Origin of the sequence: Actinomadura sp. WAC 06369 (assembly GCF_003947565.1) — a bacterium.
GTDB lineage: Bacteria > Actinomycetota > Actinomycetes > Streptosporangiales > Streptosporangiaceae > Spirillospora > Spirillospora rifamycini.
Map to the genome: position 1 here is coordinate 42,724 of NZ_QHJN01000010.1, position 17,171 is coordinate 59,894.

Sequence of the window (17,171 nt, forward strand, 5' to 3'; positions counted from 1 at the left end):
GCGCCCCGCCCGAATCCCCCGTCTTATCCCCCCGTCGGGGGGGTTAGCGGAAGGGCGATCGGGCAAGGGTGCAGGGAGCGGCCCCGGCCCCCGCCGGAGCGTGCGCGCGAACGTCCGGCGGACGTCCCCGGCGGTGGGGGCGGTGACGTGCGCGCGGTCACGCGTGGGCCGCACGGCCGCGCGATAGGCTCGAATCGGGCACGGCGTGATCTTCGGCCGGGCGTCCTGCCCACAGCGCACCGCTCCACAGAGGGGGGCGCGGCGTTTCGCCGCACGTCGACTCGCCGCACGGCGCGATCATGTACATAGAGCGGTTTCGAGAGGAGCCTGGCGTTCCGTGACTAGGGACAACAGCACGTTTGAATGGTCTGACCTGGACCGGCGGGCGGTGGACGTGGTCCGCGCCCTGGCCATGGACGCGGTCGAGGAGGCGGGCTCGGGCCACCCCGGCACCGCCATGAGCCTGGCCCCGGCCGCCTACCTGCTCTTCCAGCGGTTCCTCAAGCACGACCCGACCGACCCCGACTGGGCGGGCCGGGACCGGTTCGTGCTGTCCTGCGGCCACTCCAGCCTGACCCTTTACATCCAGCTCTACCTTTCGGGCTACCCGCTGACGCTGGACGAGCTGAAGGCGTTGCGCAAGTGGGGCAGCCTGACGCCGGGGCACCCCGAGCACGGGCACACCGCGGGCGTCGAGACGACGACCGGGCCGCTCGGCCAGGGCATCGCGAACGCGGTCGGCATGGCGATGGCGGCGCGCCGCGAGCGCGGGCTGTTCGACCCGGACGCGCCGCAGGGCGAGTCCCCCTTCGACCACACCGTCTGGGCGTTCTGCTCGGACGGCGACATCCAGGAGGGCATCAGCCACGAGGCGTCCGCGCTGGCGGGCCACCAGCGGCTGGGCAACCTGGTGCTGCTGTGGGACGACAACCACATCTCGATCGAGGACGACACCGCCATCGCGCTGTCGGAGGACGTGCGGGCCCGCTACGAGGCGTACGGCTGGGACGTCCACACCGTCGACTGGACGGAGAACGGCGACTACGAGGAGAACGTCGGGAAGCTCGCCGCGGCGTTCGCCGCCGCGCAGGCCGAGACGTCCCGCCCGTCGTTCATCGCGCTGCGCACGATCATCGGCTGGCCGGCGCCGAACAAGAAGAACACCGGCAAGGCGCACGGCTCGGCGCTCGGCGCCGAGGAGGTCGCGGCGACCAAGCGGATCCTCGGCCTCGACCCGGCGGAGAGCTTCCAGGTGCCCGAGGACGTCCTGGCGCACGCCCGCGCCGTGTCCGACCGGGGCCGCGCGGCGCACGCGCGGTGGACCGAGCGGTTCGAGGCGTGGCGCGCGGCGAACGCCGAGCGGGCCGCCGAGTTCGACCGGATCTCCCGGCGGGCGCTGCCGCCCGGCTGGGAGAAGGCGCTGCCGACGTTCCCCGCGGGCAAGGAGGTCGCGACGCGCGCGGCGTCCGGCGAGGTGCTGGCCGCGCTGGCGCCGGTGCTGCCGGAGCTGTGGGGCGGTTCGGCCGACCTGGCCGAGAGCAACAACACGACGATGAAGGGCGAGCCGTCCTTCGTCCCCGAGGAGTTCCAGACCAAGGAGTTCCCGGGCGGCCCGTACGGGCGGACGCTGCACTTCGGGGTGCGCGAGCACGCGATGGGCGCGATCTGCAACGGCATCGCGCTGCACGGCGGCACCCGTCCCTACGGCGGGACGTTCCTGGTGTTCAGCGACTACATGCGCCCGGCGGTGCGGCTCGCCGCGCTGATGAAGCTGCCGGTGACGTTCGTGTGGACGCACGACTCGATCGGCCTCGGCGAGGACGGCCCGACGCACCAGCCCGTCGAGCACCTGTGGGCGCTGCGGGCGATCCCGGGCCTGGACGTCGTCCGCCCGGCGGACGCGGCCGAGACGGCCGTCGCGTGGCGCACGATCCTGGAGCACTCCGACCGTCCGGCGGGGCTGGCGCTGACCCGGCAGAAGCTCGCGACGCTGGACCGCGACGGCGAGCTCGCCTCGGCGGACTGCACGGCCAAGGGCGGGTACGTCCTGGCGGACGCCACCGACGGGCGGCCCGACGTGATCATCATCGCGACCGGCAGCGAGGTGTCCCTGGCGCTGGAGGCCCGCGAGGCGCTGCAGGCGAAGGGCACCCCGACCCGGGTCGTGTCGATGCCGTGCGTGGAGTGGTTCGAGGCGCAGACCGACGCCTACAAGCAGCAGGTGCTGCCGCCCGGTGTGAAGGCCCGGGTGTCGGTCGAGGCCGGGATCGCGATGGGCTGGCGGGCCTACATCGGCGACGCCGGCGAGTCGGTGAGCCTGGAGCACTTCGGTGCCTCGGCGGACTACAAGACGCTGTTCCGGCAGTTCGGCATCACTGCCGACCGGGTCGTCGCGGCCGCGGAGGCGAGCCTGATCAAGGCGAACGTGAAGCACGCCGGGCGCGGCGAGACCACCGGCAACTGACCCTCCGGCCTCGCGGAACACTCGATGACGAGGGAGATAGCGAAGCGATGAGTGAGATTCTGAAGCGGCTGTCCGACGAGGGCGTGTCGATCTGGCTGGACGACATCAGCCGCGAGCGGCTGCGCACCGGAAACCTCGAGGACCTGGTCAAGGAGAGCCACGTCGTCGGCGTCACCTCCAACCCGACGATCTTCGCCAAGGCGCTGAGCAAGGGCACGGCCTACGACGCGCAGGTCCGCGACCTGGCCCTGCGCGAAGTGACCGTCGACGAGGCGGCCCACGCGATCACCACCTACGACATCCGGTGGGGCTGCGACGTGCTGCGCCCCGTGTACGACCGGACGGACGGGCTCGACGGCCGCGTGTCGCTCGAGGTCGACCCGCGGCTCGCGCGCGACACCGCGCGGACGATCGCCGAGGCGCGGGCGCTGTGGTGGACGGTGGACCGGCCGAACCTGTTCATCAAGATCCCGGCGACCGAGGCGGGGCTGCCGGCGATCACCGCGGCGCTCGCCGAGGGCATCAGCGTGAACGTGACGCTGATCTTCTCGCTGGAGCGCTACGGCAAGGTGATCGACGCGTTCTTCGCGGGCCTGGAGCAGGCGCGGGAGAACGGCCGCGACCTGACCAAGATCGCGTCGGTGGCGTCGTTCTTCGTCAGCCGGGTCGACACCGAGATCGACAAGCGGCTCGACAAGATCGGGTCGGACGAGGCGAAGGCGCTGCGCTCGAAGGCGGGCCTGGCCAACGCGCGGCTCGCGTACGCGCTGTACGAGGAGAAGTTCGGCACCGAGCGCTGGACGTCGCTGAAGAACGCCGGGGCCCGTCCCCAGCGTCCGCTGTGGGCGTCGACCGGGGTGAAGGACCCGAACCTCAACGACACGCTGTACGTGGACGAGCTGGTGGCGCCCGGCACCGTGAACACGATGCCGGAGGCCACGCTGGTGGCCGAGGCCGACCACGGCCAGGTGCGCGGCGACACCGTCCGCGGCACCTACGACGACGCCCGCGCGCACATGGCGGCGCTGAAGGACGCCGGCGTGGACTACGACGACGTCGTGCGGGTGCTGGAGGAGGAGGGCGTCGAGAAGTTCGAGGCGTCCTGGAAGGAGCTGCTCGGCTCCATCAGCGGCGAGCTGGAGAGCAAGAGGGCCGGCGCGTGACGTCGGTGGTGACCGCCGGGGGGATCTCGGTCACCATCCGCGGCGCCGTCGTCGACGAGGGCGAGACGGTCCTGGACCGTCTCGTCTCCGACGGGGTGCCCGGGGCCCTCGCGTCCCGCAATCCGCATCTGTGGGGCCCGGACGCGGCCCCCGCGGCGGCCCGCCGGCTCGGCTGGCTCGGGCCGCAGGAGTCCGCGCGTTCCCTGCCGGCCCGGCTGTCCGGGCCGGCGGGGTTCGCCCGCGGCGCCGGTCTGGACCGGGTCGTGCTGATCGCGTCGGGCGGGCCCGCCGTGGCCGCCGAGGCGGTCTGCGCGGCCGCGGGGGCCGACCTGACCGTCGTCGACTCCACCGATCCGCACGAGGTGACGGGGGCGCTCGCGGGCGACCCGCACCGCACGATCGTCGTCGTGGCGGACGACGGCATGGACGGCGGCGCGGACGGCGGCGCGCGAGGCGGCGCGGACGGCGCCGGGCACGGGCTCGAGGTGGACGCGCTGCGGCGGGTCTTCGCGGGGGCGTTCCGCGACGCGGGCCTGTCCGGCGCGGACCTCGCGCGCCGGTTCGTCGTCGTGGCGCCGCCCGGGTCGGCCGCCGCGGGCGCCGCGCCGGAGGCCGGGCACCACCTGGTCGAGACCGCCCCGGACGTGGACGGGCGGTACGGCGCCCTCGACGCGCGCGCGTTGACCGCGCCCGCGCTCGCGGGCGTCGACGTCGCGGCGCTGCTGGACGAGGCCGCCGCGCTGGCGGGCACGCTGCGGCAGCCCTACGACAACCCGGCGCTGACGCTCGGCGCCGCGCTGGGCGCGTCCGCGCTCGCCGGGCGCGACAAGCTCGTGATCGCCGACCACGGCTCGGGGCTGACCGGCTTCGGGGCGTGGGCGGAGCAGCTGGTGGCGGGGGCGCTCGGCAAGGACGGCCGGGGCCTGCTGCCGGTCGTGGTCGAGGACGTCGAGGCTCCCGGGTTCGAGCTGACGGCCGACATGCGGCGGGTGATCCTGGGCCGCCGCCCCGACGAGCCCGGCCCCGGCCGCGAGGCGGGGGTGAGCGTGGCGGGGCCGCTCGGCGCGCAGTTCCTGCTGTGGCAGTGCGCGACGGCGGTCGCGGCGCGGGTGCTCGGCGTCGACCCGTTCGGCGAGCCGGACGTGCGGGAGTCGGCGGCGAGCATCGCGGCGCTGCTGCGGTCGGAGGAGGGCACGGCGCCCACGGTGGTGCGCCGCCCGCCCGCCCTGGTCGAGGGCGCGGTGGAGGTGCACGCCCGGGAGGACGCCTTGAAGGGCGCGGCGACGCTCTCGGGGGCGCTGGAGGCCGTCGTGGAGGCGGCGCCGGACGGCGGCTACCTCGGCGTGCTGGCGTACCTGGACGGCCGTGCCGACGCGGAGGCGGCCGGGCTGCGGCCGCTGCTGGCCGCGCGGGCGGCGAAGGTGCGGCGGCGTCCGGTCCCGGTGACGTTCGGCTGGGGGCCGCGGTACCTGCGCACGACCGGGCAGTACCACAAGGGCGGCCCGCGCAACGGCGCGTTCCTGCAGATCACGGGCGCGGTCAGGACGGACGTGCCGGTGCCGGGGCGGCCGTACAGCCTCGGCGAGCTGCAGCTCGCGCAGGCGTTCGGCGACCTGCGGGTGCTGCGGTCGCTGGGCCGTCCGGCGGTCCGGCTGCACCTGCGGGACCGGGCCGAGGGCCTGGCGCAGCTCGCCGACGCGCTCTGCTGACCGGCCGTCCGGAGGGCGGCCGCCGGACCGCGGGGATCCGCGGGACGGATACGGACCGCCCGGGGTCGCGCTACTCTGTCCCGCGCCGCCCTGATCGTCACGGCACAACGGAAGATCAACGGAGATGGTCGCCAATGACCGTTCTCTCCTGAAACGATGGGGACAGGCAGGAGGGAACGTGTCCGGATTCGACGTACTGACGCGCGGCGACGTGCTCGACTCGGCGCTGCAGGCGCGGGACTATCTGGTGAGCTGCGGCGTCCCCGGGGCGCTCGCCGCCAAGGACCCCGAGCTGTGGGGGCGGCGCGCGGTCGACCACAGCCGGCTCGGCTGGCTCGACCTGCCGTTCGCGTCCCGCGGGCTGCTGAACCAGGTCGAGGGCCTGGTCGCCGAGGCGCGCTACTCCGGTCTCGACCACATCGTGCTGATCGGCGTCGGGGCCGAGAGCCTCGCCGCGCAGGCGATCATGGAGGCGCACGCGTCCGGCGGCGCGGCCGGGCGGCCGGACCGCCCGGCGGGCGAGCTGACCGTGCTGGACGGCAGCGACACCGCGGCGCTCGCGTTCGCGCTGGAGCGGCTGGACCGGACGCTCGTGGTGCTGGCCAGCAAGGCGGGCGTGTCCCTGGAGGGGGACGCCTACCGCCGCATCTTCGCGAACGCGTTCCGCGACCTCGGGCTGTCGCAGCGGGAGATCGCGGGCCGCTTCCTGGTGATCACCGACCACGGCAGCCCGCTGCACGACTTCGCCCGGCAGAACGGCTACCGGATCGGGCTGACCGACCCGTACCTGCCGGGGCACTTCGGCGCGCTGTCGGCGTACGGGCTGGTCCCGGCGGTGCTGGCGGGCGCCGACGCGAACGCGCTGCTGGAGGACGCGGCGTCGCTGGTGCCGTCGCTGTCCAAGGAGGAGGACAACCCCGGGCTGCTGCTCGGGGCGGTGCTGGGCGGCTGCGCGCAGCAGGGCCCCGGCGGGATCGCGCGCGACAAGGTGGTGCTGCGGGAGCCGGGCGGCCCGGGCGCGCTGAGCGCGTGGGTGTCGCAGCTCCTCGCGGTCGGCACCGGGCGGCGGGGCCGCGGCGTGGTGGCGTTCGAGCCGTCCGGCTGCCGCGGGTCGTTCCCCGACGTGCACGGCATCGCGCTGAACCCGCCGTCGGCGGCGCACGACGACTCCGACACCGCGGTGCTGGCGCCGGTAGGCGCGCAGTTCCTGCTGTGGGAGTACGCGACGGCGGTCGCCGGGTGGCTGCTCGGGGTGAACCCGTTCGAGACCGGCGCCACGGCGGTGCAGGAGGCCGAGGACGACGCGGCGACGCTGCTGCGCGCGGCGGCGGGCGGCCCGCTGACCGCGGAGCGCCCCGCGTACACCGAGGACGACATCGAGGTGTACGTCGACTTCCCGTGGCCCGCGCACGCCGATCTGCGGACCGTCCTCGGCGGCCTGGTCGGGTCGGTGCCCGCCGACGGCTACCTGGCCGTGATGACGTACCTGTCGGGCGACTTCTCCGGCCGCTACCTGGCGCCGTCGCTGGCCCGCGCGTCCGGACGCCCGGTGGCGTACGGGCCGGGCCCCGCCTACCCGCACGCGACCGCTCCGGTGCACAAGGAGGGGCCGGGCAACGGCGCGTTCCTGATCATCACCGGCGACCCGGTGCCGGGGGACGCGCTCGCCGCGCACCCCGTCCCCGGCCGTCCCTACAGCCTGGCGCAGCTGCGGCTGGCGCGCGCGCTGGGCGAGCTGCGGACGCTGCGCGCGCGCCGCCTGCCGGTCATCCGGCTGCACCTGCGCAACCCGGTGGAGGGCGCCGGACGGCTGACCGAGGCGGTGCGGGAGGTCGCATCGATGGTCTCCGCGGGGCGGGGGCAGTGAGACCGGGACACGGCACCCCCGGAGTCGCGGACCACAGCTCGGTCGTCGCGGGCGACGCCGCCGTCACCGCGCGCAGGCCCCTCAAGGACGCCGCGGAGCGGGTGCTCGGCCGGCTGTGGATCGACCAGGTCCCGGTCCGGCTGGCGTCGGAGGACGCGATGCTGTGGCCGTCGGCCGCCACGGCCGAGGTCGAGGGGAGGCGGCTGTGCTGGCCGGGCCAGCCGGGGCCGGGGCGCGCCGTGCTGGAGCGGGTCGCGGAGTTGCGGCGGGGGCTGTTCGGGGACGCCGCCGAGCCGGGGCCGCCGACGCGGGTCGTCCTGGTGGGGCGGGGCACCGCGGTGCGCGCCGCCGAGGCGGTCGTCCGGGCCGCCGGGCCGGACGCCCCGGGCGTCCTGCCGCTGACCGTGCTGGACGACCTGGAGCCGGGTCCGCTCACCCGCCTGGCCGCCGACCCGGCGGGCCTCGCCGGGACCCTGGTCGTGGTCGCCGGGGACGACCCGGTCACCGACACGCTCCGCCGCGCCCTGCACGCGGTGATGCGCGACGCGGGCCTCGCCCCGGACGATCTCGCGCGCCGGTTCGTCACGGTGGCGCCCGCCGGCTCGGCGGCGGCCAAGGCGGCGGCCGAGGACGGCCGGCCGCTCGTCGAGGCGCCCGCGCAGACGGCGTTCGGTGCGCTGTCGCCGTACGCGCTCGTCCCGGCGGCGCTCGCGGGCGCGGACGCGGCGGCGCTGCTGGACGGCGCGTCGGCGGTGCTTCCCGCGCTGACCCGCCCGGAGGACAACCCGGGGCTGGTGCTCGGCGCGATCCTGGGCGGGGCGGTGCGCTCGGGCCGCGGCACGCTCGTCCTCGGCGGCTACCCCGCCGCGCTGCCGGGCCTGGCCGGGTGGGCGGCGCGGCTGCTGGACGAGGCGACCGGCGGCCGGCTGACGACGGTCGTGCAGGGCGGCGGCCTGCCCCTGGTGCCCGACCCGGACCTGTTCCTCGTGACGCTGGACGGCCGCCCCCACCAGGACGACGCCACGGTGTCGGGCCCGCTCGCGGCGCAGCTCGTCCTGTGGGAGTACGCGGCCGCCGTGGCCGCCTACCTGCTGGGCGGCGACCCGCTCGCCCCGCCGCCGCGGCGGGCGCCGCTGACGGTGGACGACGGGACGGGCGACCCGGTGTTCGCCGACGGCGACCCGGGCCGGGCCGTCGAGGTGCACACGACCGTCCCGTCGCTCGCCGAGGCACCGGACCTGCCGCGCCTCCTGGACGGCCTGGCGGCGCTGGTCGGCCCGGGCGAGCACCTGGCGGTCGTCGCCTACCTGGACCCGGACGAGACGCGCGGGCAGGGCACGCAGGTGCGGCGGCTGGCCGCGCTGCTGGCCGCGCGCTGCGACCGTCCGGTGACCGTCGCGTGGGGCGGCCGCCGCCCCGTGCCGGACGGCTCCCCCGCCGAGTCCGGCGCGGGGAATGATCAGCGGGACCGGGGCGTCTACCTGTTGGTGACGGGCAACGTCGTCCGCGACGTGCCCGTCCCGGACCGCCACCACGGGCTGGGCATGCTGCAGCTCGCGCGGGCCCTCGGGGACGCGCGGGCGGCGCGCGCGGACGGCCGCCCGGTGGTCCGGCTGCACCTGGAGAACCGCTGGGCGGGACTCGCCCGGCTGCTCGACGCCGCAAGAGGAGAGGGGTGATCCCGCCCCGGCGCCACTAATTCGGCGCCGTCGGGGGACACACGGGATCAGAACATGTATGCGTGTCTTGAGCATGATGCCCAGTGACAGATGCCCAGTGACGAGAGTGGCCGTGAGGATACCCGCGGCGGACAGAGCAGGAGAAGACAGGGTGCGAGCAGAGGGGGCCGCCACGTGACCGAGTCAGCGAATCCGCTCCGGGATCCGCGGGACAAGCGCCTGCCGCGGGTCGCCGGGCCGTGCGTGCTCGTGCTGTTCGGCGTCACCGGCGACCTGTCCCGCAAGAAGCTGCTGCCGGCCATCTACGACCTGGCGAACCGGGGCCTGCTCCCGCCGGGGTTCTCGCTGGTCGGTTTCGCCCGCCGGGACTGGGAGAACGAGGACTTCCGGCAGATCGCCTACGAGTCGGTGAAGGCGCACGCCCGGACCCCGTTCCGCGAGGACGTCTGGCGGCACCTGTCGGAGGGCATGCACTTCGTCCCCGGCGAGTTCGGCGACCCGGGCGCGTTCGAGGCGCTGGCGATGGCCGTCAAGGAGCTCGACGAGAGCCGCGGCACGGGCGGCAACTACGCGTTCTACCTGTCGATCCCGCCGAAGTTCTTCCCGCAGGCCGTGGAGCAGCTGCAGCGCAGCGGCCTGGCCGACCGGACGGACGGGTCGTGGCGGCGGGTCGTGATCGAGAAGCCGTTCGGCCGCGACCTGGCGACCGCCAAGGAGCTGAACGCCACCGTCCACCGCGTGTTCCCCGAGGAGTCGATCTTCCGGATCGACCACTACCTCGGCAAGGAGACGGTGCAGAACATCCTGGCGCTGCGGTTCGCCAACTCGATGTTCGAGCCGATCTGGAACCGCGGGTACATCGACCACGTGCAGATCACGATGGCCGAGGACATCGGGATCGGCGGCCGGGCCGGCTACTACGACGGCATCGGCGCGGCCCGCGACGTGATCCAGAACCACCTGCTGCAGCTGCTGGCGCTGACGGCGATGGAGGAGCCCACGTCGTTCAGCGCGGAGGCCGTCCGCGCCGAGAAGGCCAAGATCCTGTCGTCGGTGCGGGTGCCGGGCAACCTGGCGGAGTCCACCGCGCGCGGCCAGTACGCGGCGGGGTGGCAGGGCGGTGTGAACGTCAAGGGCTACCTGCAGGAGGACGGCATCCCCGCCGACTCCCGCACCGAGACCTACGCCGCGGTCAAGCTGGAGATCGACAACCGCCGCTGGGCGGGCGTCCCGTTCTACCTGCGCACCGGCAAGCGGCTCAGCCGCCGCGTGACGGAGGTGGCGCTGGTGTTCCAGCAGGCGCCGCACCAGCCGTTCTCGCAGACCGACACCGAGGAGCTGGGGCAGAACGCCCTGGTCATGCGGGTGCAGCCGGACGAGGGCATCACGGTCCGGTTCGGCTCGAAGGTGCCCGGCACCTCGATGGAGATCCGCGACGTCAACATGGACTTCGCGTACGGCGAGTCGTTCACCGAGGCGTCCCCCGAGGCGTACGAGCGGCTGCTGCTGGACGTGCTCATCGGCGACCCGCCGCTGTTCCCCCGGCAGGAGGAGGTCGAGCTGTCCTGGAAGATCCTCGACCCGATCGAGGAGTTCTGGGCCGAGCGCGGCGACCTCGACCAGTACAAGTCCGGCGGTTACGGGCCCGACAGCGCCGACGAGCTGATGGCGCGGGACGGCCGCTCGTGGAGGAGGCTCTGATGAACATCGACCTCACCGGGACCTCGACCCGCAAGATCCAGGACGCGCTGACGCAGGCGCGGCACCTGATGGGCGGGCCCGCGGTCGGCATGGTGCTGACACTGATCATCGTGACGGACGAGTCGGCGCAGTACGACGCGGTCCGCGCCGCGACGGAGGCGGCGCGGGAGCACCCGTGCCGGGTGCTGACCGTCATCTCGCGGGACCCGCGCGGCAACTCCTCCCGCCTGGACGCCGAGATCCGGATGGGCGAGACGGGGCCGGGCGAGACGGTGCTGCTGCGGATGTACGGCCCGCTCGCCGAGCACGCCGACTCGGTCGTCGTCCCGCTGCTGATGCCCGACACCCCCGTGGTGACGTGGTGGCCCGGCGGGAAGGTGCCGAAGGTGCCCGCCAAGGACCCGCTCGGCCGGCTGGCGCAGCGCCGGGTGACCGACGCCTACGCCGCCCGCGACCGGCTCGGCACCCTCGCGCAGCTCGCCGCCGGGTACCGTCCGGGCGACACCGACTTCACCTGGACGCGGGTCACGAACTGGCGGTCCCTGCTGGCGGCGGCGCTCGACCAGGACCACGACGAGATCCTGTCCGGCGAGGTGATGGCCGAGCCGGACAGCCCCAGCGCGGAGCTGCTGGCGGCGTGGCTGTCGATCCGCCTCGGGGTGCCCGTGGAGCGCACGGTGTCCGAGGGGCCCGGCATCACCGGCGTCCGGCTGCGGACGGCGTCCGGCGACATCGTGGTGCACCGCCCGGACGGCCGCGTCGCGACGCTGTGCCGGCCGGACCAGCCGGACCGGCAGGTGTCGCTGATGCGGCGGCCGATGTCGGAGCTGCTGGCCGAGGAGCTGCGGCGGCTCGACCCCGACGAGGTGTACCAGGAGGCGGCGGCCCGGTTCGCCAAGGACCTCGCGGGCGCGGCGGGGGACGCGTGAGCGCCCCGCTGGCGGTCCCGCACCCGGACGCGGACGCGGTCGCGCAGGCCGCCGCGGCCCGGCTCGTCACGGCGATCGCCGACGCCCAGGCCGAGCGGGGCGGCGCGTCGATCGTGCTGACCGGCGGCGGCGTCGGCACCGCCGTCCTCGCGGCCCTCGGCTCCTCCCCCGCCCGGCACGCGGTCGACTGGCGGCGCGTGGACGTGTGGTGGGGCGACGAGCGGTTCCTGCCGTCCGGTGATCCCGAGCGCAACGAGACGGGCGCGCGGGAGGCGCTCCTCGACCGCGTCGACGTCGACCCGGCCCGCGTGCACGCCATGCCCGCGTCCGACGGTCCCGACGGCGACGACGTCGACGCCGCGGCGCGGCGGTACGCCGCCGAGCTGGCCGCAGCGGCCGGCGGGAACGGTCCGGTGCCCGCGTTCGACGTGCTGATGCTGGGCGTCGGGCCGGACGCGCACGTCGCGTCGCTGTTCCCCGGGATGCCGCAGCTGACCGCCGCGGGCCCGGTCGTGCCGGTGCGGGACGCCCCGAAGCCGCCGCCGACCCGGATCTCGCTGACGTACCCGTCGCTGCGGGCCGCGCGGGAGGTGTGGCTGCTGGCGGCGGGCGAGAGCAAGGCCGACGCCGTACGGCTCGCGCTCGCGCCCGGCACGGCACCGGAGAAGGCGCCGGTGGCGGGCGCCCGGGGCGCCGAGCGCACCCTCCTCCTGGTGGACCGCGCCGCCGCCGGCGGCGGGCCGGGGCCCCGGTAGCCGGACGGAACGCGGTTCCCGCGCCCCGGGCGGCCAGTGTGACGGGCGGGGGGCGCGGGAATGACCACGGGCATGCAGAAGCTCTCGTTGGACGCGCAGGCCCGCAGGCTCCTCGAGCAGGCGTCCGCCGCATCGTCGGGACGGGCGGCCGAGACCGTCCACGGCGGGCACGAGCACGTGCTGCGGCAGACGCTGATCGCGCTGACGGCCGGCACGGGCATGTCCGAGCACGAGAACCCGGGCGAGGCCACGGTGCTGGTGCGGTCCGGGCGCGTCCGGCTGCGCAGCGGCGACGACGCCTGGGACGGGATCGCGGGCGACCTGCTGATCGTCCCGCCGGCCCGCCACGCCCTCGACGCGCTGGAGGACTCGGTCGTCCTGCTGACGGTCGCGAAGCTCGGCTGATCCCCGCGGGGGGCTACCAAAGTCGATCGTCCGGACGACCTGCGGCCACTGCCGGCGGGGCGCCCGGCCGCTAGCGTGGTGCGCGTGAGTCTCCGCAGGTCCTTCCGCGAGTGGGTCCGCGACGTCTTCGTCACGGCGTGCGCCCTGGTGATCGGTCTTCTCGTCCTCGCGGGCGCCCGGGACACCTATGAGGCGGTCTCGGGATGGGAGGACGTCAAGGAGGCGGTCCTGGGCGGCATCAGCATGCTGGTGCTGCTGCTGTTCCGCCGGTCGCGCCCCATGCACACGGCGCTGTTCCTCACCGTGTGGGGGCTCACCAGCTCGGTGGCGTGGGGCGCCACCGCGATGGCGGTGTTCGGCGTCGCCGTGCACCGCCCCTGGCGGTCCGCGCTCGCCGTGGCCGGGCTGAACTGCGGGCTCATCCTCAGCGCGTTCCTCGGCCTGCCGGCCGACCTGACGACGCGGGAGCGGCTGGAGTCGGTGGCCGTCTTCGTCCTCGGCTACGCGCTCCTGGTCGCCACGGGGCTGCTGATCCGGTCGCGGCGGCAGCTCGTCGAGTCGCTGCGGGAGCGGGCGCGGCAGGCCGAGGAGGGGCAGCGGCTGCGCATCGAGGAGGCCCGGCACCTGGAGCGGGAGCGGATCGCCCGGGAGATGCACGACGTCCTCGCGCACCGCATCTCGCTGCTGGCCGTGCACGCCGGGGCGCTGGAGTTCCGCCCGGACACGCCCGAGGAGCACCGCGAGGCCGTCGGGATCATCCGGCGCAGCGCGTACGAGGCGATGGAGGACCTGCGGGAGGTGATCTGGGTGCTGCGCGCCCCCGGCGCGGGCGAGGACCCGCAGCGCCCGCAGCCGACGCTCGCCGACGTCCCGGAGCTGGTCCGGGAGGCGCGGGCCGCCGGGACCCGGATCGAGCTGGACGACCGGGTGCCCGATCCCGCCGCCGTCCCCGACCGGGTCGGGCGGCACGCCTACCGGATCGTCCAGGAGGGGCTGACGAACGCCCGCAAGCACGCGCCGGACGCCGCCGTGCGGGTCGTCCTGGACGCCGGGCCGGAGCTGACGATCGAGCTCGACAACGCCACGGCGCCCGGCCGGGAACCGGCGCTGCCGGGCGCCGGGGCGGGCCTGGTGGGGCTGGCGGAGCGGGTGGCGCTGCTCGGCGGGACGCTCGAGCACGGCGCGGCGGGCGGCCGGTTTCGGCTCCGCGCGCGGCTGCCCCTGTGAGGATGCATGGCGGGCGGGGCGCCGGGGCATGGGGAGGGACATGGCTTCTGAGTCTTCCGCGCGGCCCGTCCTGGAAGAGCTCGACCGGGCGGAGTGCCTGCGCCTCATCGCGCCCGGCGGCATCGGCCGGGTCGCGTTCGACGACGGGGAGGGCCCCACGGTCATCCCGGTGAACTACGCGGTCGACGGCGAGTCGGTGATCTTCCGCACGTCGGAGTCGGCGCGGATGAACCGCAGCCTGCTGACGGCCGTGCCGGGCGGGCAGGTCCGCATGGCGTTCGAGGTCGACCGGATCGACTCCGCGACGCACGAGGGGTGGAGCGTCCTGCTGCGCGGCGGCGCCCATCCGCTGTCGGAGGACGAGCGGGACGCCGTCGCGAGCGTGGAGCCGTGGCCCGCCGGGCACCGCGGCGCCTGGTTCAGCCTGACCGCCGGAGAGGTGAGCGGGCGGCGCCTGCACCGCTCCTGACGCCCCTCCGGCCCCGTAGAGTCTGCGGCATGGATTCCCTCCGCGTGCTCATCGTGGACGATGACGCGCTCGTCCGCGCGGGCCTGTCGATGATGCTGTCGAACGCGGGCGACCTCGACGTCGTCGCGGACGTCGCCGACGGCGCCGAGGTCGTGCCCGCGGTGAACGAGCACCGGCCCGACGTGGTGCTGATGGACATCCGGATGCCGCGGCTGGACGGGCTGGCCGCGACGGAGCTGCTGCGGTCCCGCCGCGATCCGCCGGAGATCATCATCCTGACGACGTTCGACACCGACGACCACATCGTGCGGGCGATGCGGGCGGGCGCGAGCGGGTTCCTGCTCAAGCACACCCCTCCCCCGGAGATCATCCGCGCGATCCGGCAGGTCGCCGCCGGGGAGCCGATGATGTCGCCGACGGTGCTGCGGCGGCTGATGTCGTACGCGGCCGGTTCCGGGGTCGACCCGGCCCGCGACCGCGCCCGCGGGCTGCTCGGCCGGCTCAGCGACGGCGAGCGGGCCGTCGCGCTGCTGGTCGGCCGGGGCCGGACGAACGCCGAGATCGGCCGCGAGCTGTCGCTGAGCGTGGCGACGGTCAAGGCGTACGTCTCCCGCCTGCTGACCAAGCTCGAACTGAACAACCGGGTGCAGGTCGCGCTGCTCGTCCACGACGCCGACCTCGGCGAGTAGTTTCAGCGACCGCGCGGCTCCAGCGGGACGTGCCGCAGCGCGAGCGCGGCCGCCAAGCCCACGGCCAGCAGCGGCAGCGCGGACAGGAACACGGCCGAGAACGCGTGCGCGAAGGCGTCGGCCGCGCCGTCCCGGACGGGCGCGGGCAGCGTTTCGAGGACCTCGGGGCGGACGGCGTCCCGCAGCGGCGGCGCGTCCCCGGGCATCCGGTCCGCGGCCTCCGCGGCGAACCGGTTCGTCACGATCGCGCCGAACACGGCCGTCCCGGCCGCGGTGCCGAGCATCCGCGTCGCGAACACCCCGGAACCGGCCGCGCCGAGGTCGCGCCGCGGCGCCGCGTTCTGCGCGATGAGCACGACGACCTGCTGCGACAGGCCGGCGCCGAAGCCCAGCACCGCCATGTACAGCCCGGCGGCGAGCATGCCCGTGCCGGCGTCCATGCCCGCCAGCAGCGCGACGCCCGCGGCGCTGACGGCCATGCTCGCGGCGGGGAGCCGGTGGTAGCGGCCGGTCCGCGCGATGTAGCGCCCGGCCAGCAGGGAGGACGCGAGCAGGCCGAGCATCATCGGCAGCACGAGCAGTCCGGAGCGGGTGGCGTCCGCTCCCCCGACGACCTGGAAGAACATCGGCAGGTAGGTCGCGAGCCCGAAGCCGGTGGCGCCGCCGACGGCCGCGACGGCGCAGGCCGCCGCGTACGAGCGGTCGCGGAACAGCCGCGGCGGCACGACCGGTTCGGCGGCCCGCCGCTCGGCGAGGAGCCAGGCCGCGAACAGGACGGCCGCCCCGGCGGCGAGGCCGAGCACCACCGGCGACGTCCACGCGTGGTGCGTCCCGGCCCGGCTCGTGAACAGGGTGAAGCAGGTGACGGCGGCGCCGAGCAGCACGATGCCGAGGTAGTCGACGCGCGGTTCGCGGTCGGGCGCGGGCAGCCGCAGGAACGCGACGATCACGACGGCCGCCGCGACGCCCAGCGGCAGGTTCAGGTAGAAGGCCCACCGCCAGGACGCGTGGTCGGTGAGGAAGCCGCCGAGGATCGGCCCCGCGACGGTCGCGACCGCGAAGTTGACCGCGGAGTAGCCCTGGTACCGGGCCCGCTCCCGGGGCTCGAAGAGGTCGCCGGTGAGCCCGAACGTCGAGCCCATGAGGCAGCCCGCGCCGGCGCCCTGCACCGCCCGGAACACGATCAGCCAGCCCATCGACGGCGCCGCCCCGCACGCCGCCGAGCCGGCGAGGAAGGCCAGCAGCCCGATCAGGTAGACGGGCTTGCGGCCGAACAGGTCGCCGAGCCGTCCGGAGAGCGGCACCGTGACGCTCGTCGCCAGGATGTACGCGGTCGAGACCCACGCGAGCCGGTCGGCGCCGCCGAGGTCCCCGGCGATCGTGGGCAGCGCCGTCGCGAGCACCGTCGCGTCCAGCGACGACATCAGGCCCGCGAGCATGAGGCCCCCGAACACCAGCACCCGGCGCCGGGGGGTCATGCCGTCCCCCGGCGCCCGCCCATCCGTTGTCACGGCCATCCGTGCACCTCACATTCATGTGCGAAAGTCAAATGAATGCTAGACGCACATACATGAGCGACGCAACGGCGGCGTTAGACTCTCCTGCCATGAGCGAGGAGGCGATCGACGCCGTCGAGCGGAGCATGGTGCGGCTGCGCCGCGGGATGTCCCGGCAGCGGCTCGGCAAGGCGGCGGTCCGGGAGCACAACCTCCCCGTGGACGTGCAGGTCCTGCACGTGGTCGACATCGTCGACGAGGGCCCGGACCGGCCCGGCCAGGAGGTCAGCGTCGGGCTCGTCGCCGCCCGCCTCGGCGTGGACGCCTCGCGCGGCAGCCGCATCGTCGCCGAGGCCGTCAAGTCCGGCTACGTCCGGCGGGTCGCCTCCCAGGAAGACGGGCGCCGCATCCACCTGGAGCTCACCGACGCGGGCCGCGCGGTCGTCGAGGCCACCCGCCGCACCCGCCAGGAGCACTTCGCGAGGGCGATGGGCGACTGGACCGACGCCGAACGCGCCGAGTTCGCCCGCCTCCTGGCCCGCTTCGTCGACGGCTACGACGGCTGAGCCCGTACGGCGCCGGGCGAGGCGGTGAACCGGCGGCGGCGATGGACCGGGC

General features: G+C 75.3%; 14 protein-coding genes. 13 read left to right on the forward strand and 1 reads right to left on the reverse strand.

The window, feature by feature from the left end:
• Positions 1 to 337 precede the first annotated feature (337 nt).
• The 12 genes from tkt to DMH08_RS04610 all read left to right on the forward strand — a co-directional run bounded on the left by tkt (position 338) and on the right by DMH08_RS04610 (position 15,057).
• Positions 338 to 2,464: a transketolase gene (gene tkt, locus DMH08_RS04555; RefSeq protein WP_034521806.1), complete on the forward strand. Its 2,127-nt coding sequence runs from the start codon at positions 338 to 340 to the stop codon at positions 2,462 to 2,464.
• A 47-nt stretch (positions 2,465 to 2,511) separates the two neighbouring features.
• A complete protein-coding gene (gene tal, locus DMH08_RS04560; protein ID WP_026406048.1) occupies positions 2,512 to 3,627 on the forward strand; it encodes a transaldolase in 1,116 nt (371 codons plus the stop codon).
• Positions 3,624 to 5,336, forward strand: coding sequence for a glucose-6-phosphate isomerase (locus DMH08_RS04565; protein ID WP_125611898.1), 1,713 nt, complete (start codon positions 3,624 to 3,626; stop codon positions 5,334 to 5,336). Before tal ends, DMH08_RS04565 begins: the two co-directional genes overlap by 4 nt.
• A 178-nt stretch (positions 5,337 to 5,514) precedes the next feature.
• Positions 5,515 to 7,203 carry a phosphoheptose isomerase gene (locus tag DMH08_RS04570; protein WP_051301597.1) on the forward strand — a complete coding sequence of 563 codons (1,689 nt, stop codon included), beginning with the start codon at positions 5,515 to 5,517 and terminating at the stop codon, positions 7,201 to 7,203.
• Positions 7,200 to 8,882: a glucose-6-phosphate isomerase gene (locus DMH08_RS04575; RefSeq protein ID WP_125611900.1), complete on the forward strand. Its 1,683-nt coding sequence runs from the start codon at positions 7,200 to 7,202 to the stop codon at positions 8,880 to 8,882. The genes DMH08_RS04570 and DMH08_RS04575 overlap by 4 nt, the downstream gene beginning before the upstream one ends.
• A 174-nt stretch (positions 8,883 to 9,056) precedes the next feature.
• Entirely contained in the window at positions 9,057 to 10,583 is a 1,527-nt protein-coding gene (zwf, locus tag DMH08_RS04580; protein ID WP_026406051.1) for a glucose-6-phosphate dehydrogenase, read from the forward strand.
• Complete coding sequence (gene opcA, locus DMH08_RS04585) at positions 10,583 to 11,512, forward strand: glucose-6-phosphate dehydrogenase assembly protein OpcA (protein ID WP_034521809.1); 930 nt, start codon at positions 10,583 to 10,585, stop codon at positions 11,510 to 11,512. The genes zwf and opcA overlap by 1 nt, the downstream gene beginning before the upstream one ends.
• Complete coding sequence (gene pgl, locus DMH08_RS04590; RefSeq protein ID WP_125611902.1) at positions 11,509 to 12,267, forward strand: 6-phosphogluconolactonase; 759 nt, start codon at positions 11,509 to 11,511, stop codon at positions 12,265 to 12,267. Before opcA ends, pgl begins: the two co-directional genes overlap by 4 nt.
• Positions 12,268 to 12,339: 72 nt before the next feature.
• The gene (locus tag DMH08_RS04595) at positions 12,340 to 12,672 is read left to right on the forward strand and encodes a cupin domain-containing protein (protein ID WP_026406053.1); all 333 of its coding nucleotides are present in this window, start codon (positions 12,340 to 12,342) and stop codon (positions 12,670 to 12,672) included.
• Between the two features lie 84 nt (positions 12,673 to 12,756).
• A complete protein-coding gene (locus DMH08_RS04600) occupies positions 12,757 to 13,899 on the forward strand; it encodes a sensor histidine kinase (protein ID WP_125611904.1) in 1,143 nt (380 codons plus the stop codon).
• Positions 13,900 to 13,939: 40 nt separating this feature from the next.
• A complete protein-coding gene (locus tag DMH08_RS04605) occupies positions 13,940 to 14,368 on the forward strand; it encodes a pyridoxamine 5'-phosphate oxidase family protein (RefSeq protein WP_026406054.1) in 429 nt (142 codons plus the stop codon).
• Positions 14,369 to 14,397: 29 nt separating this feature from the next.
• Entirely contained in the window at positions 14,398 to 15,057 is a 660-nt protein-coding gene (locus DMH08_RS04610) for a response regulator transcription factor (protein WP_125611906.1), read from the forward strand.
• 2 nt (positions 15,058 to 15,059) lie between these two features.
• Here DMH08_RS04610 and DMH08_RS04615 read toward each other — a convergent pair whose 3' ends face one another.
• Positions 15,060 to 16,574 carry an MDR family MFS transporter gene (locus tag DMH08_RS04615; RefSeq protein WP_125611908.1) on the reverse strand — a complete coding sequence of 505 codons (1,515 nt, stop codon included), beginning with the start codon at positions 16,572 to 16,574 and terminating at the stop codon, positions 15,060 to 15,062.
• An 89-nt stretch (positions 16,575 to 16,663) separates the two neighbouring features.
• Here DMH08_RS04615 and DMH08_RS04620 point away from each other — a divergent pair, with 89 nt between their 5' ends.
• Complete coding sequence (locus DMH08_RS04620; protein WP_125611910.1) at positions 16,664 to 17,119, forward strand: MarR family winged helix-turn-helix transcriptional regulator; 456 nt, start codon at positions 16,664 to 16,666, stop codon at positions 17,117 to 17,119.
• Positions 17,120 to 17,171: the final 52 nt, after the last annotated feature.